Below are 19679 nucleotides of genomic sequence, written 5' to 3' on the forward strand. Positions count from 1 at the left end.
CGACTGCAGGCGGAGTTGGCGCTGGTGTTCCTGGCGCCGGTGAGGCGGTTCAGTAGTTCGATGATGCTCATGACGGCGCCTCTAAATGATTTTTGTGGAGAGGAAGTCACCAAGACGGTCCATGAAGCCTGCGGGTTTGGCATTGATATCGGGAATCGGTATGTCCTCCCCCTGGATGCGGCGGGCGATGTTGCCGTAGGCAGCAGCAGCAGGAGAGTTGTGCTTGCCCAGGGCCAGGGGTTCCCCCAGGTTGGAAGAAATAATCACCTGCTCGTCCTCCTGGACAACCCCCAGAAGGGGAACCGCCAGGATGTCGAGGACATCCTCGATGGAGAGCATGTCCAGCTTTTCCACCATCCTGGGCCGTACACGGTTGACCACAAGCTGGATGAGGTCAAAGGCGCCCTGGGAGGAGAGAAGACCCGCCACCCTGTCGGCATCCCGCACGGAGGAGATTTCCGGGTTCACCACAAGGATAGCCTCATTGGCCCCGGCCACGGCATTCTTGAACCCGTCCTCCACCCCTGCGGGGGCATCAATGAGAATGAAATCGAAACCCTCCGCCAGCATGGTGACCAGATTCCGCATGTGCTCCGGGTTAAACCAGTCGAGCATGCGGGGGTTCCCCGCCGGCATGAGCATCAGATTCATTTCATGCTTGTGTTTTACCAGGGCCTGCCCCAGCCGGCAACTGCCGGAAATAACTTCCTGTGCCGTAAAAACAATGCGGCTTTCCAGCCCCAGCAGCAGGTCCAGATTCCGCAGACCATAGTCCGCATCCACGACGCAGGTTTTGTGCCCCAGCTTGGCCAGGGCGACGCCGAGATTGGCTGTGAGCGTCGTCTTGCCCACGCCTCCCTTCCCTGAGCACAGCACAATGGAGCGGCAGTTATGGCTCTTCAGGGCATCAATGTGTGTGGTCGAATCAGAAGAGGGCAGTTGTGCCATGTGGAGGAATTGAGGTACAAAATGCTGATCGTTTCAATCCTGCCGTCACTGGATCATTTGGCAGCAAGGACTTGTGGCTTCCTGATGGGCATCATAGAGCTTCTCGTGATTCTAACAGCTTCAATCACGATCTGACCATTGCGCTGCACGGCTTGCTCCGGCTGCCCCAGCGGAGCATATTCGCCGGGACCCAGGGCCGTTGCTGAGGCAATGCGCACCTGCTGAGGTTGCAATTGCAGGGCGGCGATACGGGCCGCTCCATTGCCCCGGCTGCCCGCATGGGCCATTCCCCGCAGTCGTCCCCAGACAATCACGTCCCCCGCAGCACGGATCTGGGCGCCGGGGTTGACATCCCCTAGAACCACCACCGTGCCCCCGTGCTCCAGACAATCCCCGGAGCGCAGGCAACCTTCGTAGAGGATGGCCTTTTCCTGGTGGTCCCGGGGTTGTTGAGGGGGCTGCTGATGGATGGGAGGCGCTGGCGTCTGAAGTTGCGTCATGATCCCCAGGGCGGCGCCAGCCACAATTGTGCGCGGCTCAACGGAGCGCAGCGCAACCAGATTCAGGTTGTGCAGCAGCAGCAGTTCTTGCAGTTGCTCCAGATCCGCGCAACTCAGCAGCCAGTCCCCACAATCCAGTTCCAGGGGGTGTTGTTGACTGAGCCCTGGCAAGGCGGGTTCCACAACCCGCAGCAGAACCGCGCCCCTGGCGCTGACCCCTGAAAGCCGCAACTGACACAGGGATCCTGCAACCGATGCTTGCAAAAAGCTGGCGCCCATGGCCCACTGCTGGCGACGACTCCAGGCAAAGATTAACCAGTTTCCGTTCCGTTACCGATGGCGCTGGACAAGGCCGTGGTTCCCGCCACTGTTTTCTGTGACTTCGACGGCACCATCACCGCCGTCGATACCTTTGATCTGCTGATGCAGGACACCTATGGCGACGTTTGGCGTCAACTCAAGGGGGACCTGCTCTGCTTCCGTCTCACGCTTCGGCAGGCCATGGACCGGTTGGGCGCCATGCTCACGGCCCAGCACCTGAGGGCCATGGAGGAACGGATGGCCACGTTTGCCCCGCGACCAGGCTTCCTCCCCTTCCTCGACGCCATGGATCACGCCGGCATCCCCGTTGTCGTGGTATCCGGCGGGTTTCTCCCCCTGGTTGAGGCGGTGCTGCGGGAGCATGGTCATCGCTTCAAGGCCGTCATTGCCGGCCGTCCTGTCCCCCGGGATGAGCAGGGCGCCCGTCACCACATCCACAGTCCCTGCAGTTCCGGGGAGGAGCTTGTGGCCAAGGCGCTGGTCATGGACATGTATGGCCAGGGCCGCACCATTGCCATTGGTGACGGCATTACCGACCTGCGCATGGCCGAGACGGCCGATGTGGTCTTTGCCAGAGACCTTCTGGCCGACTTGCTGACGGAGCGCGGGACGGCCTTTCACCCCTGGCGTGATTTCGATGATGTGTCGCGGCGCCTCGCACGGTTGGGGCTGGTGGCGCCATCAGGCATCAGGTCAGCGCCATGCGATTGACGTACTTTCCGTGGTGATGGAGTTGGTTCTGCAACGCAACCATGGCCCGTCCCAGCCAGGGATCCTGGCTTTCGTCCTCCAGCCTCGCCAGCATCTCCTGGGTCGCGGCCACGAGCACCTGGTTGGGGGCAATGCCCGCCTTCTGGATGTCGTAGCCGTCCGGCGTCATGTAACGGGCTACGGTGACGGCCAGGCCACTGCCGTCGCTCAGGGGAATCAGGGTCTGGATCAACCCCTTCCCGAAGGTGGGGCGTCCCAGAATCTCGGCCCGCTCGTTGTCCTTGAGGGCTCCGGCCAGAATTTCACTGGCGCTGGCGGTGCCGCTGTTGATCAGCACCACCAGGGGGCCGTCGTAGAGCATCCCCTCATCAGCGGGGATGGTTTCCACGATCCCGTTGCGGTCACGGATGGTTACAAGGGGCTGGGCGTCCAGCAGGGCATCACCCACCTTCAGGCCACTGGTCACCAGACCACCGGGATTGTTGCGCAGGTCAAGAATCAGGCCTTCGATGCACTTGCTTTGCAGTTCCGCCAAGGCTGTGCTCACCAGTTCCGGCACTTCGGTGGTGAACTGGTTGATCTGCAGCAGGCCGTAGGTGTGCCCGTCTTCCCGGAGGCGGCGGCTATGCACGGGACGCAAATCCACGGTGCGCCGCTTAAGAGACAGGGATTGGCGGTCCCCATCCGGCGCCGCCAGATCAATGTCCACAACCGTGCCGGAGGGTCCCCGCAGCGCTTCAGCAACCCCTTTCAGGCCAAGGTTTTTTACGGAGTGCCCCTCCACAGCCAGGATAACGCTGCCAGGCTGGATCCTGGCCGCCTCCGCCGGAGAGCCATCCAGGGAGGAGAGAACCCGCACAACCGTCTCCCCGTCGTTGATGCCAAGCTGCAGGCCCACGCCACTGATGAAGCCTTCCGTGCTGTCCCTGAGGGCTTGGAACTGCTCCGGACGCAGAAAACGGGTGAAGGGATCGCCAAGGGGGGCCAACATGGCGTCAATGGCCTCATAGGCGCTTTCCCTGGAGGAAATCGGCTGCTCCAGAGCTTTTTGCCGCAAGCGGCGCCACGGTATCCCCTCAAACGTTGAGTCCACGTAGCTTTGATTCACCAGGCTCCAGGCCTCCACAACCAGTTGTTGGTCCTCGGAGAGGGCCTGAACCGGTGGCGATCCCAGGAGAAAGCCAGCGAGAATCAGGATAAACAGACAAATCTTCAGCTTGCGCACGACTCGTTGCACCCACCACTGCTCCATTGTGGGAAGCTGACCTTCCACAGATTCCCGTTGCTGTCAAGACTGATAAAATCTTTCTTCTTTTTTGTTATGGTCTGCCCGTCACCCACGCCGTGACGTGGGCTTTATAGACTCGGCTCCTGAGTGCCCAGGGTTTGCCCTGCGCTTGACGGGCAGCCATCTTTCCTGCCCCTTTCACCCGCTGAACCCCTTTGCCCCATGTCGAAGGTTTACGACTGGTTCCAGGAGCGCCTGGAGATCCAGGAGATCGCAGACGATTTCTCCACCAAGTACGTTCCGCCCCACGTCAATATTTTCTATTGCCTGGGCGGCATCACCCTTGTGTGCTTCCTGATTCAGTTCGCCACGGGGTTTGCCATGACGTTTTATTATCGGCCCACGGTGGCCGAGGCCTTCAACTCCGTTCAGTACCTGATGAACTCGGTGAACTTCGGCTGGCTCATCCGCTCCGTGCATCGCTGGAGCGCCTCGATGATGGTGCTGATGCTGATCCTTCACGTGTTCCGGGTCTACCTGACGGGGGGATTCAAGCGACCCCGGGAACTCACCTGGGTGGTGGGCGTCACCATGGCGGTCATTACCGTCAGCTTTGGGGTCACGGGGTACTCTCTGCCCTGGGATCAAGTGGGATACTGGGCTGTGAAGATCGTCTCCGGCGTGCCCGCCGCCATTCCTGTAGTTGGCGACCAACTGGTGGAGTTGCTTCGTGGTGGCGAGGGGGTCGGCCAGGCCACGCTGACCCGCTTCTACAGTCTCCACACCTTCGTGCTGCCGTGGCTTCTGGCGGTGTTCATGTTGATGCACTTCCTGATGATCCGTAAGCAGGGGATTTCCGGCCCTCTCTAAGCCTCCGGCTCCGGGTTCCCCCTCCAGGGGGCTGCTCCCCCTTTTCTCCCCTGCGCCATCTCACCCACTGGACTGATGTCAATCCTCAAAAAACCCGACCTGAGCGATCCCAAGCTTCGGGCCAAGCTGGCCAAAGGCATGGGTCACAACTACTACGGTGAGCCCGCCTGGCCCAACGACATCCTCTACATCTTCCCGGTGGTGATTCTGGGGACCCTCGCCTGTGTGGTGGGGCTGTCCGTCCTGGATCCCGCCATGATTGGCGAGCCTGCCGACCCCTTCGCCACCCCCCTGGAGATCCTGCCGGAGTGGTACCTCTATCCGGTGTTCCAGATCTTGCGCGTTGTGCCCAACAAGCTGCTGGGCATTGTGCTACAGGGCATGGTGCCTTTGGGGCTGATGCTGGTTCCCTTTATCGAGAGCTTCAACCGGTTCCAGAATCCCTTCCGGCGGCCTGTTGCCATGACCGTTTTCCTGTTTGGCGCCCTCATGGCCCTTTACCTGGGCATCGGCGCCGCCCTGCCGATTGACAAGTCTCTGACCCTAGGACTCTTCTGACGGCTCCTGACTCAGCGCAAACGAGAAGTTGAGTTGGCAGCCGTTGCGGAGCAGTTGACGGGTGAGCAGGAAGCCCACGATGGTCCATGTCTGATAGGTTCTGGCCTGCTGGCCCACCCATGTTCCCGTAGGTCCGTCAAAGTATTCCGCCCATTGCTGGCGGGGCAGTTGGCTGAGATGAATCTGGTAGGCCCGCTCCAGAAAGGTTTTCATCTGGCCCGCCAGCAACACGTCCGCCTTGGGATGATCCTTGTCGTGGAGGGCCACCGCCATCACCAGGTACCAGAGCAGACTGGGCCAATGCCCTCCGTTGTGGTAGCTCCAGGGCCAGTTCTTGGGATCGGAGCCCGTCTTCATGGCCCACTCTTCTCCCTCCATGGGAGGGTGGCAGATGCGCATGGGCATCTGGGCCATCAGATGGTTGTTGTTGTGGAGCACCAAGCGAAACAGAGCCCGCTGCTGGGGCGCCGTCAGCAGCCCGAAGATGCAGGCCAGGCTGTTGCCCAGCGTGAAAAACCTGTAGTCCGGCCGCCCCGTGCGCACGTTGCCGATGAGGTAGCCCCCCCGATTGTCCAGCCAGTCCTGCAGCCAGTCCGGGATGAATGTGGGCTGAACGTTGAACTCGTTCAGGTGCTGCACGTCTCCGTATTGCTCCGTGGGGCGTCGTCGCAGCACCTGGATGGTTTTGCTGGTGACCCAGTAATGCTTTAACAAATAGGAACGCAGATCATGGATCCACTGGCGGGTGAGGGGGATTCTCTGGCTGAGGAGCCTGCTGGGGCTGGCGTTGTGTTGTTGGGCCAACTCCATGAGATGAACACAACACTTCAAGCAGCCGTACAGCAACACCTCGATTTCCAGTGGCGCCCCCCACACGTCCATGGGACGGTCAATCATGAAGGAGCAGTCCGGCACAAACAACACAGGAGTGCCCTCAAAGGAGGGCTGCATCACCAGGTCCAGTAGCCGCTGGATCGCCCGCTGCACCCGTTGGTCGCAGCCAAACTGCCAGTCCTGGGCATGGGAGACGTAGATCCAGCAGAGGATGGGCCACCAGAGACTGGCATCCACCGAACTGATTCGACCAATGGACCGTTGGCCGTAGTCCGCCACCAGATTCCCTTCTTTCTCGATGAAGCTGGTGGGGAAAAGCCCCCGGGTTTGCAGGGCGTTGCTTTGCAACTCCATGCACAGCACCAGAAAGTGACGCACCAGAACGTGGCGTCCTTTCAGGAGCAGATAGATCATCACCGGCACGTTGTCCCGGAGAAACACTTCGCCGTAGTTGAGGGACATGCCCCTGCTGGGGTGCTCAATGGCTGCCACGGCGCCTGCCAACTGGCCCCTCGCTTTGATCAGGGTGCGCTCAAGATGGGCCTCTGCCGATTGGACGATCCTCTCTTCCTTCAGGCTGGCGCGGCTGCGATTGCGGGGGCGGGGTGGAATGATGGGGTTGGACATGGCTACGGCGTCCAGTCGTCAGCGGAGGTAGGGGGCAATGAAGGATCTGCTGTTGGTCACGGATCTGGACCATACCCTTGTGGGTGACAGACAGGCTCTGGCCCGTCTCAATCAAACACTGGGGACGCTACGCTCCCGGATCCATCTGGTCTACGCTACAGGCCGCAGCCTGGCCGGGGCCCGTCAGTTGCAGCAGCAGGAGGGCCTGCTGGAGCCCGAGGGCTGGGCCACGGGTGTGGGATCCGCCCTGCTCTGGTGCGGCGAGCCCGATCTGGCCTGGGACAGGCGGTTGCAGCGCCATTGGGACCGGCCTGCCCTCGCCGGCCTGTTGGCCAACCGGAGCGACTTGATCCTGCAACCGGCATCCGAGCAGACCCCCTGCAAGCTCAGCTATGAATTGGCCGAACCCCGCACGGGACCGGCGGCCCACCAGTTTGAACAGCACCTCCGGGCCGCACTGCAGCAGGCCGGTCTCCAGGCGCAGGTGGTGTTCAGCAGTGGTTGCCAACTTGACCTTCTGCCCCCCGGGGCGGGCAAGGGTGCGGTGAGTGGCTATCTCCAGCAGAAGCTGGGTCTGCGGCCGGATCAGGTGCTGTGCTGTGGTGATTCCGGCAACGACCGCTCCATGCTGGGGGGTCCCTGGTGGGGGGTGATGGTGAGCAATGCCAGGCCGGAACTTCTGGCGTGGTGGCGGCAAGTCCGTCCAGACACCCTGCTGCGCTCCCACCACCACCATGGGGGGGCCATTCTCCATGCACTGGAAACCTTGCCCCTACTGTAGCAGGGTGGTCCTACCCTCCCTCCCGCTGGCAGTGGGGACACCAGTGGCTGCTGCGTCCACCGAGAACCTGGCGCTGGATGGGTGCGCCACAGCGGCGGCAGGGTACACCTGATCGCCCATAGACCCAGGCCGTCTGGCCGTAGTTGCCGTTGACACCCTGCAGGTCGCGAAAATCCCGGAAACTGGTTCCCCCCTGTTGAATGCTGCTGGCCAGCACCTGCACCAACTGTCCACAAAGCCGGTCCAACTGCCCTCGGCTCAAGCTGTCACTGGCAACGTGGGGTGGAATGCCCGCGAGAAAAAGACACTCGTCCCCATAGATATTGCCCACTCCGGCCACCACCGACTGGTCCAGCAGCGCTGTCTTGATCGGCCGCCTGGATCCCCGCAGGCGCCTCTCCAGGTACGCTCCGTCAAAGGCGGCGGCGAAGGGTTCCGGCCCCAGCTTCTGCAGCCCGGTGATCACCCGGGATGCCGCTGTGCCGGGGGGAACCCACCACATACGCCCAAAGCTGCGTGTGTCCACAAAGCGCAACTCCTTCCCGTCACCAAGAAATCGCACACGAGTGTGGGGACACACGGGAGCGTCTTCCCCGTTGAGCCAGCGAAACCTGCCGGTCATGCGCAGGTGAACCCCCAGCCGACCCGCAGGCCGGCCCTGGCGCACAAGCTGGCTGAGCAGGTATTTACCGCGGCGGCGCCAAGACGTCAGTTGACACCCTGTGAGAGCGGCGGTAAAGGCTGCACAGTCACCCATGGGGAAAGCCACCGTGCGGGCCAGCCGGATCTCCACATGGCGAATCAGGAAACGGCCAACGCCATGCTGCAGCGCACGGCGAACCACTTCCACCTCAGGGAGTTCCGGCACAGAGGGGCATGGGAGGGCAAGATTTTTGGGGCGGCCCTGGCGTAGACCTTGTGAAGCTTGCGGTGTCCGCGATGGTTGAGTGTCCGCAGCAGGTGGCGCCCTCAGGCCGCTTCCAGTTCGCTCTCGGCAAAGTTGTTCACGTTCAGGCCACCTTCTACCCCGCTGTAGGAGCTGTAGTTGAGGGTGTCAAAACGCACGGATACGGGGTAAATGATGCCGCTGGTGTCCACGGACGCGACGGTGCCCACCTCGTTGAACCAATAGGACTCGGGACGCTTGATGCGAACTTTCTGTCCCCTCTTGATGGCCATGGCGCAAAGATGCAAAGCTGAACAGCGCCATCAACTTAACTGGGACGGTGCCCTTCCTTGTCGAGGGTGATGAAATGTGTCAGGTTCCCCATGGTTGACTCCGGCACAGCCCTCCCGCCCATCGTGGTCAAGGTGGGCACCAGCATTCTGCGGGGAGATGCCCGCCGGGGAACGGAAACCGTCATTGCCGAGTTGGCCCGGGTTCTGAGCTGCTGCTGTCAGCAGGGGCGCTCCGTGGTTCTGGTGAGCAGCGGCGCTGTCGGGCTGGGCAGTCGTCGTTTGGGGGATGCCCGGCGTCCACAGGAGTTGTTACAGCAGCAGGTGGCGGCAGCCGTGGGGCAAGGACTGCTCATGGCCTCCTATGACAAGGCTTTTGGTGTCCATGGTCAGTTGGTGGCCCAGGTGTTGCTGACCCGGGGCGATTTCGTATCCCGGCGCCGCTACCGCAACGCCACGGCCACCCTGCGGGGCCTGTTGGCGCGCCGGGTACTCCCCATCGTCAATGAAAACGACGCCCTGGCCACCGATGAGCTGCGCTTCGGTGACAACGACACCCTTGCGGCGCGGGTGGCGGTGGCGGTGGCGGCCGAGCGGCTCATCCTGCTCACCGACGTGGACCGTCTCTACTCGGCTGATCCGAGGCGAGATCTGCAAGCCAGCCCCATCCACGAGGTGCGCAACCGGGCGGAACTGCTGAGCCTGTCCCAGGCGGCGGAACCGGGTGGCCAGTGGGGCACAGGGGGCATGACCACCAAGCTGGCCGCTGCCCGCATTGCCACGGCCGGCGGCATCACGGTGGACCTGGCCGACGGCCGCACCATTTCCGTTCTGGAAGGGTTGTTGCAGGGCGGCAACGGAGGGACCCGCTTCCAGGCCGATGCTCTCCCCATCCCCATCCGCAAACGCTGGCTGGCCCACGGCGTGTTGCCCCAGGGCAGGTTGCACCTGGACCAGGGGGCCGTGAAGGCCATTGAACGGCAGGGCGCATCCCTCTTGTCTGCGGGCATCACCGCGGTGGAGGGCTGCTTTTCCTCCCATGAGGCCGTCTGCCTCTGCGGGCCGGACGGGGAAGAAATTGCCCGGGGCATCAGCCGCCATGGCAGCGACGTGGTGAACAGGATTCGTGGCCTCTCCCGGGACCAGGTCGCCCCCCTGCTGGGTCAACCCAATGCCGCCTGTGTGGTTCACCGTGATTCTCTGGTCCTGACCCGCTCCCCCGACGCCAACTCCTGATGCGCTTCAGTACACTTCTCGCTGCTCTGGATAGTCTTCAGCCGGACGGCCCCCGCTGGTTGGCGGATGATCCCCAGTTGGATGGGGCCGCCGCTCTGGACAAGGCCCGGAAAGGGCAACTGGGCTTTCTGGAGGGGAACACCGCCATGGCGGAGGCCCTGGCCCGCTGTGGCGCCAGTGCGGTGCTGTTGCCCGCCGATGGGGAACCGCTGCATCAGCTTGCCCGGCAACAGGGCATTGCCTGGGCCGCATCTCCCCACCCTCGCCTCAGCTTTGCCGAAGCGCTGGATCTCCTCTACCCCCGCCAACGTCACATCCCCGGCCGCCATCCCCAGGCGGTGGTGGCGCCGGATGCCCATGTGGCGGACAGCGCGTCTCTGGCGGCCGGGGTGGTGATCGGTCCCCGCTGCCGCGTGGGGGAGGAGGTGGTCCTCCATCCCGGCGTGGTGCTGTACGAGGACGTGTGGGTTGGCCAGGGCTGTGAACTCCACGGCAATGTTGTGGTGCATTCCCGCAGCCGTCTGGGGCCCAACTGTGTGGTTCAGGCCAATGCGGTGATTGGCGGAGAGGGCTTCGGCTTTGTTCCTGCCGGTGGCGGGTGGCGCAAAATGCCCCAGACAGGCCACGTGGTGCTGGAGGAGGGGGTGGAAGTGGGCTGCTGCAGCACGGTGGACCGTCCCGCCGTGGGGGAAACCCGCCTGGGGGCTGGCACCAAAATTGACAATCTGGTCCAGATTGGCCACGGGGTGGTCACCGGCGAAGGCTGTGCCTTTGCCGCCCAGGTGGGCATTGCCGGCGGCGCTGTGGTGGGCCGTGGCGTGATCCTGGCGGGCCAGGTGGGCGTGGGCAACCGGGTCCGCATTGGGGACGGGGTGGTGGCCAGTTCCAAAGCCGGTGTCCATGCGGACGTGGCGCCCGGGGAGGTGGTGAGCGGTTTCCCTGTGATCCCCAACCGCCTCTGGCTCCGGGCCTCGGCCCTGTTTGCCCGCCTGCCGGAGTTGAGTCGTAGTCTCAAACGATTGCAGCAGCAGGTGGAGCGTTCCCGACAACCATGAACATCACGCTTCTGCCGGGGGACGGCATTGGTCCGGAAATCACGGCGGTGACCAAGACTCTCCTGCAGGCCGTGGCCAGCCGCTATGGGCTACCCCTCGCCATGGAGGAGGCTCCCATGGGGGGCGCAGCCATTGCCGCCTGTGGCGAGCCCCTCCCTGCTGAAACCTTGCGCCGCTGCCGCGCTGCGGATGGGGTGCTGCTGGCCGCTATTGGCGACCCCCAATACGACCGGCTGCCAAGACAGCAGCGGCCCGAGAGCGGACTTCTGGCCCTGCGGGCCGGCCTGAACCTGTTTGCCAATCTACGCCCGGTGAAGGTGATTCCCTCCCTGCTGGGCGCCAGTTCCCTGAAGCCCGAGGTGGTGTCCGGGGTGGATCTGCTGGTGGTGCGGGAGTTGACCGGCGGCATCTATTTCGGCCAGCCCAAAGGGCGCATCGGTAGCGGATCCGAGGAGCGGGCCTTCAACACCATGACCTACGGGGCCGTGGAGGTGGATCGCATTGCCGCCATGGCGTTCAGGCTGGCCGGCCAGCGCCGCCAGCGACTCTGCTCCGTTGACAAGGCCAACGTGCTGGACGTGTCCCAACTGTGGCGGGAGCGGGTGGAGCGCATGGCATCCGCCTATCCCGACGTGACGGTGGAGCACATGTACGTGGACAATGCCGCCATGCAGCTCATCCGCCAGCCGCGACGGTTTGACGTACTGCTGACAGGAAACCTGTTTGGGGACATCCTGAGTGACGAGGCGGCCATGCTGAGCGGCAGCATCGGCCTGTTGCCGTCCGCGTCCCTGGGGGATGGGGGACCGGGACTGTTTGAACCTGTCCATGGTTCGGCGCCCGACATTGCCGGTCGGGACCGGGCCAACCCCTTGGCCATGGTGCTTTCCGCGGCCATGATGTTGCGCCTGGGGCTGGGGCAGGAAAGGGCCGCCACCGCTTTGGAAGCTGCGGTGGACCAGGTGTTGAAGGCGGGCTTCCGCACCCCGGACATGATGGCCGAGGGCTGTGTTGCCGTAGGTTGTGCCGGCATGGGGGACCACCTACTGGCGGCTCTGGACCACCCCGTCGCGGATATGGATGCCAGGGAGACGTCAACCGGGTCTAGCCAAGCGGCGCCCTAGGGCTGCACACTGGTCTCGGTGTTGTCCCCGTCTTAACCTCCCATGTCAAAGCAGCATCCCATTGTGGCTGTCACCGGCTCTTCCGGAGCCGGCACCTCCACCGTGAAGCGAGCGTTCGAGCACATCTTCCGCCGTGAAGGCATCAACCCGGCGGTGATTGAAGGCGACAGCTATCACCGCTTTGATCGTATGACCATGAAGGTCAAGATGGCGGAAGCCACCGCTGCCAACCGCACCTTCTCCCACTTCGGACCCGAGTCCAACATCTTCAAGAAGCTGGAGGAGACCTTCCTCTCCTATGGAGAAACGGGCATGGGGGAGCGTCGCTACTATCTCCATAGCCCGGAAGAGGCGGCTGAGCAGAACCAGCGCCTCGGCACCGCGTTGAAGCCGGGCGAGTTCACCCCCTGGGAACCCTTCCCCGCCAACACGGACTTGCTCTTCTACGAAGGATTGCACGGGGGCGTCAAGGGTGACAGTTATGACGTGGCCCGCCTGGTGGATCTCCTGATCGGCGTGGTGCCCATCGTGAACCTGGAGTGGATTCAGAAGATTCACCGGGACAACGCGGAGCGGGGCTACTCGGCCCAGACCATTGTTGAAACCATCCTGCGCCGGATGCCGGATTACATCAATCACATCTGCCCTCAGTTCTCGGAAACCCATATCAACTTTCAGCGGGTGCCCACAGTCGATACCTCCAACCCCTTCATCCGCCGTGATATTCCCACGCCGGACGAGAGCTTCGTGATTATCCATTTCCGCCGTGGCGTCAAGGAGCAGTTTGCCATTGAACCCACCTATCTTCTCCAGATGATTCCGGATTCGTTCATGTCCAGTCCCACAAGTCTGGTGGTGAACGGAGGCAAAATGGGGTTTGCCATGGAGTTGATTCTCACCCCGATCATTCACCGCATGATTGAGGAGAAAAAGATGGCGGCCTAGATTTTGGCCATGGGATTTGTGGTGGCGGCTCTACTGGGGGCATGTGTGGGCAGCTTTCTCAGCCTGGCCGCCTGGCGTCTGCCACGGGGGGAAAGCCTGATGGGGCCGGCCAGCCATTGCCCCGCCTGCGGTCGGACCCTGACATGGCGTGAAAACCTCCCCCTGCTGGGTTGGCTGTGGCTGCGGGGGCGCTGTCGCGCCTGTGGCGCCCCCATCCCCCTGCGGGACTGGCTGGTGGAAGGACTCACCGCCGGACTATGGCTGGCTGTGGCGCTGTTGACCACCCCAGCAGCCAGCGGCTTGGCCGCTGTGCTGCGCCTTCTGGCCGGTTTGGTTTTCACCAGTGGATTGCTGTTGCTGTTGCTGCTGGATCTGGATGGCTTCTGGCTGCCGGAGCCCCTCTGTCGCTGGGGCGTAATCACCGGCTTGGCAACAACGGCGCTGCTGGCCGTGGCCGCGGGTATGGGACCCGTCACGCCCCTGGTCCACCACAGCCTGGCGGCGGCGTTGGCTCTGGTGGGGTTTGATCTGGCCCGTGTACTGGGGACATGGTGGCTTGGGGTGCCGGCACTGGGTGGAGGAGACGGCAAGCTGGCGGCCGTGCTGGGGGCTTGGCTGGGGGGTCGGGGCCTCCTGCTTGCCCTGGCTCTGGCGGTGCTCGGTGGCGGCTTGTTCGGCCTGCTGGCACGGCTCAGCGGGCATCTCCAACCCCGACAACCCTTTCCTTTCGGGCCCTTCCTGGCCACTGCGGGCGTTCTGGTCTGGCTCACCCCTCAGACCCTGCAGCGGCAGTTGCTGACGCTCCTGCTGCCCTGGTTGAATGCCGTGGGCCTCGCGCTTGGCCGCTGAAGCGGTTTGAATAAGCCGTTGCCCCAAGACAGCCAAGCGTGTCCCTCCTTGATTGGTTCGCCAGCCGCAAACGGGAAGCCCCTGCCCTGCGCAGCCTTCAGGACAGTGACGGGAGCAACGGACTCTGGAGCAAATGCCCAAGCTGCAGCGAGGTGAGCTACACCAAAGACCTGTTGGCCAATGCCAGTGTTTGCCTGAAATGCGGCCATCATTTCCGCATTGATAGCCAACAGCGGATCCGCCTGCTGGTGGATGAGGGAAGTTTCCAGCCCCTTGATGGGCAGTTGCGTCCCATGGATCCCCTCGGTTTCCGGGACCGCAAGGCCTACATGGATCGTCTGCGCGACTACCAGAAGTCCACCGGGCTGAGTGATGCCGTGGTCACGGGGCTGGCCCGTCTCCAGGGCATGCCCCTGGCCCTGGGGGTGATGGACTTCCGCTTCATGGGGGGCAGCATGGGGTCTGTGGTGGGGGAAAAGCTCACCCGTCTGGTGGAAACAGCCACCCGCTCCCGCTATCCTGTGGTTATTGTCTGCGCCTCGGGCGGGGCGCGGATGCAGGAAGGCCTGTTCAGCCTGATGCAGATGGCCAAGGTGGCTGGCGCATTGCATCGCCACCGCCAGGCCCGATGCCTCTATATCCCCCTGCTGACAGATCCCACCACCGGCGGCGTCACCGCCAGTTTTGCCATGCTGGGGGATCTGAACCTGGCCGAGCCCAAGGCCATGATCGGCTTTGCCGGGCGGCGGGTGATTGAGGAAACCCTGCGGGAAAAGCTGCCCGTTGATTTTCAGACGGCGGAATACCTGCAAGAGCACGGCTTTGTGGACTGCATTGTGGAGCGAACCCGCCACCGGAACGTACTGGCTGATCTCTTCCGGATCCACGGGGTGCAGCCCGTAGCTGCTGCCCATGACGTCCCTGCCCCCACTCAGGAGGCGGAATCCCCCCTACCCTCCTCCTGAGGCGGGGGACAGTCCTGTTGCGCCAGCAGGCGGGCTGGATCCACCCCCAATTCTTCGGCAAGGGTGCTGTGGTGGGCAACGGCCTCCGCCAGGAGCGGCGCCAGGAGCGGCGCCAGGGCAAATCCCCCCCGAAAACCCCCGAACAGCCAGAGGTTGGCAATGCCGGGACAGCCGCCAACCCATGGCCGGCCGTCGGGGCTGTAGCTGACGGGGCAGTGTCGCACCGCCGACCGTTGGCGCCGAGCCGCCACCGCCAGCCCCGGGGCCAAGTCAGCCAGGGCGCGGCGGAGTTGCGCCTCCGCCACCGATGGTTGCCAAGGTCCCGTCAGGACTGACGGGGTGGCGCCAGGCAGCCCGCTCCAGTGCTGAAGACTGGTGGCCTGACCGAACACCACGCCCCCACCCCACGGCGCCAGGCCGGGATCCACCACCAGGCCCGTCCACCCCTGGCGCTCCATCGGCTCCCGTCTCCCCAACAGGGGCAGCAGGATGACCTCGGGCCATGGCTGTTGTTGCAGGGGTAGCACACTGGCCCAGCCGTAGGGGAGCCACCGGCCGGCCTCAGGCAGGGGCAGTAGGCTGGCCATGGCGGCGCCTGTGGCCAGCACCACCCCGTCGGACTCCAATACGTCGCCGTTGGTGAGACGGACCCCCATGCACCGTCCATGGCGCACCAGCAGTTGGTCCACCGCCCCTGGCGAGCGCTTCACCCCCTGGGACTGCAACAGCCGGTCCATGGCTGGCCGGTAGCGGCGGCCGTCAATGCGGCCATAGGGAAGCTCGACGGCCCCGGCACAGGTCAACCCCAGGGCTTGCAGGTCCCCCCCACAGAAGGTTGAACGGCCCCGACGCTCCGGTCTGGCCCCTTCAGGGAGACTGGCTGCGAGCGCCGCCACGGCAGCCTCCACCGCAGCGTTGTCATCCGCAGCAGACCAGTGAAGCAACAGCTTGGCTGGCCGCAGACCCAGATCCCCATGGCGCTCCTGCAACTGCCGCCAGCAGGTCAGCCCCTGGCCCGACAGCATCCTTCCCCCGTCCCCCACTCCCATCCACCAGGGAATGCCCCCATAGCTGTAACCGGTGGCGGCGGGGATGGGCCGTGGGTGGGCTGATCCCGTCAGCAGGGTCACGCCAAGCCGGCGCTGACTGAGGGCCAAGGCCATCAAGGCGCCGCACAGCCCGCCACCAGCCACAAGGATGTCCATGGCCCCATTGTGGCGCTGCTCCGGGGCGACTCGGTGGGGAACGCTTCGTGTGGGTGGCTACCGCCGATCCATCCTGATCAAGATCCAGCGCCTTTGTAAAGCTGTCTCCAGGACGCCACACTAGGTTCCGATCAACGCATCCAGCCCCAGCCACTCACTGATCTGGAAGGCCACCAACCCCAAGGGATAGATGAGGCCGATGTTGGCCATATTGGAACTCACCAGAGTGTCCAGATTGGCCTGGGTTGCATCGAGCTTACGGGTTTCTCCCTGGCCGGTGCTGCGGCCGTAGAGTTCAAAGAAGGACGTGAGTTCCGGAAGGGACGTGACCAGGCCCAGGCAGCAGCCCACCAGCCAGGCGGGCAGTTGGATGGCCTCGATGAGCATTTCGGCGCTGTTGCCCAGGCGGTGGCCGGCGATGGCAAGGGTCACTGCCCCCAGCAGCAGCAGAACAAGGGCCGGCACCGTCCCCCGGCTTGGCGGCGTGTGTGCCGCTGCGGTCCCTTGGGCTTGATCCGGGGGCTGAGCACTGGCCTCCTGCCCTCGTTTCCCCTGCAACTCCGCCAGGTTGTGGTCCAGCAGGTTGTAGCCCAGGAAGCAACCCAGCAGGGCCAGGCTGAGCACCAGTGAAGGGTTGACGCCAGTGGCAGCCAGCACCAGGGGGAGCAGCACGGAGAAACCGCAGAAGCTGATTTCCTCAATGAAGCGGGGGTTGAGCAGTTCCCAATAGCGCAGATAGAACACCACGGCCGCCAGAAACAGCACCAGGTTGATCACGTTGCTGGAGGCGATGTTCCAGAAACCCCCTTCCAGGCTTTCCCGGCCGTTGAGCGCTGTGGCCAGAACCGCCACCAACTCCGGCAGGCTGGTGGCGTAACCCAGAATCTGACCCTGGGTTTTGGCGGACCATCCCAAAACCCGGGCCAGCCTTTCCAGACCGTTGATGACCAGCAGTCTCACTGCAACGATGGTGAAACCGATGGACAGCAGAAGTTCCAGAAGGGCAAAGCCAAGATCACGGGAAATCAACGCTGAGGCACTCCAGCACAAGCAGTGTTTATCTTGCCGAAAACCAGCATCGTCCAACACCCGCCACCGCCGGGCAGCACCCGCCGGTTCACCGCTGTTCACATCTTAAATGTTCCTGAAGTCTCGGAGCTTCTTTTTCTTTTTGCAGAAGAATTGGCGGCCAAGACGTTCCACGCCCCATGCTGTCCGTTGACTCCACGCTGTTCACACTGGATTGGGACAACCATGGGGAGCTTGACCATGAGGACCGTCAGGCTCTTTTCCGCCTGCTGACCCAGGGGCAAACCCAGGACACCGCCTGCGCGCCTGAGCCCCAAACGACCCATCAACGCAGTTTAGGCATGCCTGGTCGCCAGCAGCTATCCGGGATCTGCTGAAGGCTTCTCCTGCTGGAGCGTCTCCAGAAGGCTGAACACGGTTGTGGCGGCTTCCATGCTCTTGTCCTGGTAAAACCAGAGCTTGGGACACCGTCTCAACTCCAGACGGCGGCTCAACTGGCTGCGCAGGAAGCCGCTGGCAGCCTTGAGACCCTTGAGGGCTGCCTCCTGCCCCGCCTCTTCTCCATAGAGGCTGACAAACACCTTGCAGTTCTGCAGATCCCCGCTCACCTCCACAGCGGTAATGCTGATGATGGAGCCGGTCAGCCGCTCATCCCTGAGCTGGCCGCTCAGCATCTGCCCCAGTTCCCGCTTGATCAGGGCCGCCACCCGGCTTACCCGTCGCCCTTGCGCCATGGCTCAGGCCTCTCCTGAAACCACAAGCATGGCATCAAGAATCTGCACCAAGCAGATGGATCCACTGATGACGGCGCCGATCAGGGCCACTGCCGCAACGGGACTGCGGCGCCCCCAAGCCAGAAAGGGCTTGACGGCGGAGATGAGGATTCCCAGAACAAACCCCACCAGAAAACGGGGGTATTTGGTCAGGGTGGCCAGCAGATTTCCCATGGCATCATCCCAAGGCTGTGGTTTGCCCGCAAGCATGGGGGAGACTGTGCCAAACCATCCATGCCTCCTGTGAAACTTTTTCAATTCCGTCACTCGCCGTTTTGCGAGAAAGCCCGTCTGCTGTTAAGCGCCAAGGCGGTTCCCTACGCTGTGGAGGAGGTCACCCCCGGTGTTGGTCAGGTGGATCTCTTTCGCCGTTCCGGGCAGCGGCAAGTGCCGGTCTTGGAAGACGGGGACCTATTGGTGGCAGGGTCCGTGGCCATTGCCCGCCATCTCGACAGCCGCATCCCCGACCCCCCACTGCTGCCTGGGGATGCCCAGGAGCGCGCCCGGGCCCTGATCTGGGAAAACTGGGCGGATACAACCCTGGCCCACGGGGCTCGCATGGCCCTGCTGCAAGCAGTCAGCCGGGACAGCCACCTGCGCAAGGCCCTGCTTCCCCAGGCCACACCGGCGCCCTTGCGGGATGTGGTGGGTGCGTTTCCGGGGGATATGATCTCCGGCGTCAGCCAGTTGTTCACCCGGGCAGGGCTTCAACAACTCAGGCATGCCCTGGAGCAGTTGACCACTCTTGTGGCCAATGGTCAGCCCCTCATTGGCCAGCGGCACTGCGTGGCGGACGTGGCCGTGGCCGCTCAACTCTATGGGCTGAAGTTTCCCGCCACAGCCGATGCCGCCCTGGCGGGCCGGGGTGTTCCCGGCATCGCGGATCATCCCTTGTTCGAGCCCCTCTTTGCCTGGCGGGATCAGTTCTATGGAGCCATGGGGCGGGGCGACCAGGACCCGGCTCCATCCCCTGACCAAAACCACCATGGCTGACCCCATCATCCGGGCCATGGACCACTACGTGATCCTGGAGCCCGGCAAAGCGGACCGGATGGCCGACCGGGCGGAAACCGCAGCCTGGCTGGCGCGGACCCTCGCCGCCATGGACCCTGTTCCTGGCGACCTTCGCCATCTCCCCGATGCCCCGGCCCGGGCTGCTCATCTTCTGGATACCGCCTGTGAACTGGAGGTGGGGCCCGGCCAGCGGGTGCAATGGTACGCCGTGCGGCTGGAGCGCGATTGCTGAGGTGGCGGATCCCCCCTGGCAGGATGAGGCTGCTAGATTCTGATCAAATGGGCCTGACACTGATGGTGAGCTTCTCTTCCTCAACACCGAACGCGACACAACAACCATCTGGCGTGATGAAGGCGCCAAACGTCGAGACACAAGAAGCCTTGCGTCAAGCCTACGGGCGTAAAGGTCTGACGGAGTCCAACAGCCTCAATGACCTTATTTCCTCATCACTGGCTTAGCAGGAAATGCAGTTCAGACTGCTGCATTCCTAACCTTTTGGGAAATCCCCTGATTGCCCCAGGGCCGCACTGCAATGACTGGCTTAGGTTTGATAAATCCTCCCTTAGCCAGATCAATTTCTTTATTGATCCACCTGCTATATGTAGCATAAACTCCCGCCAAGACGATGACGGCACTGCAAGGAGACATTTGATTTTTGATGGCTTGCTGGAGTTGAGCATCATTCTCTGCATTATGAATCGGATTATTCTGGGGAACGGAATAGTCCTTAAAGACAAAGCCATGGCTTTGTTTCAATAAAACGTTCCTGGTGAGCCAGCCAGCGGGAATGGGTGACCTACTGCGTACTGCCCCTATCCTACCCTATCCCTGAACTTGTCGTCAAGACAGACCACCATGCCCCCTGCGCCAGACCGCACCCCGTCACCAGCCCCTTGGCGCGGCAGCCTGTTCGCCCAGGATTTTCTTGG

Annotated in this window: 23 protein-coding genes; 12 read left to right on the top strand and 11 right to left on the bottom strand. The window is 63.1% G+C overall.

What is annotated here, in order from left to right; genetic code table 11:
• Nucleotides 1-81: 81 nt before the first annotated feature.
• A complete protein-coding gene (minD, locus tag BG35_RS0100830) occupies nucleotides 82-948 on the bottom strand; it encodes a septum site-determining protein MinD (RefSeq protein WP_025781267.1) in 867 nt (288 codons plus the stop codon).
• Between the two features lie 53 nt (nucleotides 949-1001).
• Nucleotides 1002-1727: a septum site-determining protein MinC gene (gene minC / locus BG35_RS0100835; protein ID WP_025781268.1), complete on the bottom strand. Its 726-nt coding sequence runs from the start codon at nucleotides 1725-1727 to the stop codon at nucleotides 1002-1004.
• Between the two features lie 57 nt (nucleotides 1728-1784).
• Between minC and BG35_RS0100840 the strand changes: the two genes are divergently transcribed.
• Nucleotides 1785-2480 (top strand): HAD-IB family phosphatase, encoded by a 696-nt coding sequence (locus BG35_RS0100840; protein ID WP_025781269.1) that lies wholly within the window; start codon nucleotides 1785-1787, stop codon nucleotides 2478-2480.
• On the opposite strand, the gene ctpZ is transcribed toward BG35_RS0100840, so the two are convergent.
• Nucleotides 2458-3705, bottom strand: a complete 1248-nt coding sequence (gene ctpZ / locus BG35_RS0100845) for a carboxyl-terminal processing protease CtpZ (protein ID WP_161632486.1) — start codon at nucleotides 3703-3705, stop codon at nucleotides 2458-2460. The genes BG35_RS0100840 and ctpZ overlap by 23 nt on opposite strands.
• A 225-nt stretch (nucleotides 3706-3930) precedes the next feature.
• Between ctpZ and petB the strand changes: the two genes are divergently transcribed.
• Together petB and petD are read left to right on the top strand one after the other, a co-directional pair.
• Nucleotides 3931-4578 carry a cytochrome b6 gene (gene petB, locus BG35_RS0100850; protein ID WP_025781271.1) on the top strand — a complete coding sequence of 216 codons (648 nt, stop codon included), beginning with the start codon at nucleotides 3931-3933 and terminating at the stop codon, nucleotides 4576-4578.
• 75 nt (nucleotides 4579-4653) lie between these two features.
• Nucleotides 4654-5136 (top strand): cytochrome b6-f complex subunit IV, encoded by a 483-nt coding sequence (gene petD, locus BG35_RS0100855; RefSeq protein WP_025781272.1) that lies wholly within the window; start codon nucleotides 4654-4656, stop codon nucleotides 5134-5136.
• Here petD and BG35_RS0100860 read toward each other — a convergent pair.
• Complete coding sequence (locus tag BG35_RS0100860; protein ID WP_025781273.1) at nucleotides 5122-6597, bottom strand: glycoside hydrolase 100 family protein; 1476 nt, start codon at nucleotides 6595-6597, stop codon at nucleotides 5122-5124. The two genes, petD and BG35_RS0100860, sit on opposite strands and share 15 nt — an antisense overlap.
• 37 nt (nucleotides 6598-6634) lie before the next feature.
• Between BG35_RS0100860 and BG35_RS0100865 the strand changes: the two genes are divergently transcribed.
• Complete coding sequence (locus BG35_RS0100865; protein ID WP_025781274.1) at nucleotides 6635-7378, top strand: sucrose-phosphate phosphatase; 744 nt, start codon at nucleotides 6635-6637, stop codon at nucleotides 7376-7378.
• A gap of 10 nt (nucleotides 7379-7388) precedes the next feature.
• Here the strand turns inward: BG35_RS0100865 and BG35_RS0100870 are convergent, their stop codons facing one another.
• Both BG35_RS0100870 and BG35_RS0100875 read right to left on the bottom strand, forming a co-directional pair.
• The gene (locus BG35_RS0100870) at nucleotides 7389-8246 is read right to left on the bottom strand and encodes a DNA-formamidopyrimidine glycosylase (protein WP_025781275.1); all 858 of its coding nucleotides are present in this window, start codon (nucleotides 8244-8246) and stop codon (nucleotides 7389-7391) included.
• Nucleotides 8247-8347: 101 nt separating this feature from the next.
• Nucleotides 8348-8557 (bottom strand): photosystem I reaction center subunit IV, encoded by a 210-nt coding sequence (locus BG35_RS0100875; protein ID WP_025781276.1) that lies wholly within the window; start codon nucleotides 8555-8557, stop codon nucleotides 8348-8350.
• Between the two features lie 90 nt (nucleotides 8558-8647).
• Here BG35_RS0100875 and proB point away from each other — a divergent pair, with 90 nt between their 5' ends.
• The 6 genes from proB to accD are packed head-to-tail and all read left to right on the top strand — an operon-like array spanning nucleotide 8648 to nucleotide 14728.
• Nucleotides 8648-9790, top strand: coding sequence for a glutamate 5-kinase (gene proB, locus BG35_RS0100880; RefSeq protein WP_025781277.1), 1143 nt, complete (start codon nucleotides 8648-8650; stop codon nucleotides 9788-9790).
• Nucleotides 9790-10845 carry a UDP-3-O-(3-hydroxymyristoyl)glucosamine N-acyltransferase gene (gene lpxD, locus BG35_RS0100885; RefSeq protein WP_025781278.1) on the top strand — a complete coding sequence of 352 codons (1056 nt, stop codon included), beginning with the start codon at nucleotides 9790-9792 and terminating at the stop codon, nucleotides 10843-10845. Before proB ends, lpxD begins: the two co-directional genes overlap by 1 nt.
• A complete protein-coding gene (gene leuB, locus BG35_RS0100890; protein ID WP_025781280.1) occupies nucleotides 10842-11969 on the top strand; it encodes a 3-isopropylmalate dehydrogenase in 1128 nt (375 codons plus the stop codon). Before lpxD ends, leuB begins: the two co-directional genes overlap by 4 nt.
• A 42-nt stretch (nucleotides 11970-12011) precedes the next feature.
• Nucleotides 12012-12914, top strand: coding sequence for a phosphoribulokinase (locus BG35_RS0100895; protein ID WP_025781281.1), 903 nt, complete (start codon nucleotides 12012-12014; stop codon nucleotides 12912-12914).
• Between the two features lie 9 nt (nucleotides 12915-12923).
• A complete protein-coding gene (locus BG35_RS0100900; protein WP_025781282.1) occupies nucleotides 12924-13763 on the top strand; it encodes a prepilin peptidase in 840 nt (279 codons plus the stop codon).
• Nucleotides 13764-13801: 38 nt separating this feature from the next.
• Complete coding sequence (accD, locus tag BG35_RS0100905; RefSeq protein ID WP_025781283.1) at nucleotides 13802-14728, top strand: acetyl-CoA carboxylase, carboxyltransferase subunit beta; 927 nt, start codon at nucleotides 13802-13804, stop codon at nucleotides 14726-14728.
• Here accD and BG35_RS0100910 read toward each other — a convergent pair.
• From BG35_RS0100910 to BG35_RS0100930, 4 genes are all read right to left on the bottom strand, one after another.
• Nucleotides 14695-15933, bottom strand: a complete 1239-nt coding sequence (locus tag BG35_RS0100910) for an NAD(P)/FAD-dependent oxidoreductase (RefSeq protein ID WP_025781284.1) — start codon at nucleotides 15931-15933, stop codon at nucleotides 14695-14697. The two genes, accD and BG35_RS0100910, sit on opposite strands and share 34 nt — an antisense overlap.
• Nucleotides 15934-16053: 120 nt before the next feature.
• Nucleotides 16054-16962 carry a calcium:cation antiporter family protein gene (locus BG35_RS0100915; RefSeq protein WP_161632487.1) on the bottom strand — a complete coding sequence of 303 codons (909 nt, stop codon included), beginning with the start codon at nucleotides 16960-16962 and terminating at the stop codon, nucleotides 16054-16056.
• Nucleotides 16963-17321: 359 nt separating this feature from the next.
• Nucleotides 17322-17696, bottom strand: coding sequence for a 30S ribosome-binding factor RbfA (gene rbfA, locus BG35_RS0100925; RefSeq protein WP_025781287.1), 375 nt, complete (start codon nucleotides 17694-17696; stop codon nucleotides 17322-17324).
• 3 nt (nucleotides 17697-17699) lie between these two features.
• Complete coding sequence (locus BG35_RS0100930; protein WP_236619729.1) at nucleotides 17700-17945, bottom strand: DUF751 domain-containing protein; 246 nt, start codon at nucleotides 17943-17945, stop codon at nucleotides 17700-17702.
• A 24-nt stretch (nucleotides 17946-17969) separates the two neighbouring features.
• On the opposite strand from BG35_RS0100930, the gene BG35_RS0100935 reads away from it, so the two are divergent.
• Together BG35_RS0100935 and BG35_RS0100940 are read left to right on the top strand one after the other, a co-directional pair.
• Nucleotides 17970-18728, top strand: coding sequence for a glutathione S-transferase family protein (locus BG35_RS0100935; protein ID WP_034416359.1), 759 nt, complete (start codon nucleotides 17970-17972; stop codon nucleotides 18726-18728).
• Nucleotides 18721-18981, top strand: coding sequence for a CRR7 family NDH-1 assembly protein (locus tag BG35_RS0100940; RefSeq protein ID WP_025781290.1), 261 nt, complete (start codon nucleotides 18721-18723; stop codon nucleotides 18979-18981). The genes BG35_RS0100935 and BG35_RS0100940 overlap by 8 nt, the downstream gene beginning before the upstream one ends.
• Before the next feature lie 240 nt (nucleotides 18982-19221).
• On the opposite strand, the gene BG35_RS11810 is transcribed toward BG35_RS0100940, so the two are convergent.
• Nucleotides 19222-19506, bottom strand: coding sequence for a TIR domain-containing protein (locus BG35_RS11810; RefSeq protein ID WP_071994736.1), 285 nt, complete (start codon nucleotides 19504-19506; stop codon nucleotides 19222-19224).
• Nucleotides 19507-19679: the final 173 nt, after the last annotated feature.

It is taken from the genome of Candidatus Synechococcus spongiarum SH4 (genome assembly GCF_000586015.1).
GTDB classification, from domain to species: Bacteria; Cyanobacteriota; Cyanobacteriia; order PCC-6307; family Cyanobiaceae; genus Synechococcus_B; species Synechococcus_B spongiarum_F.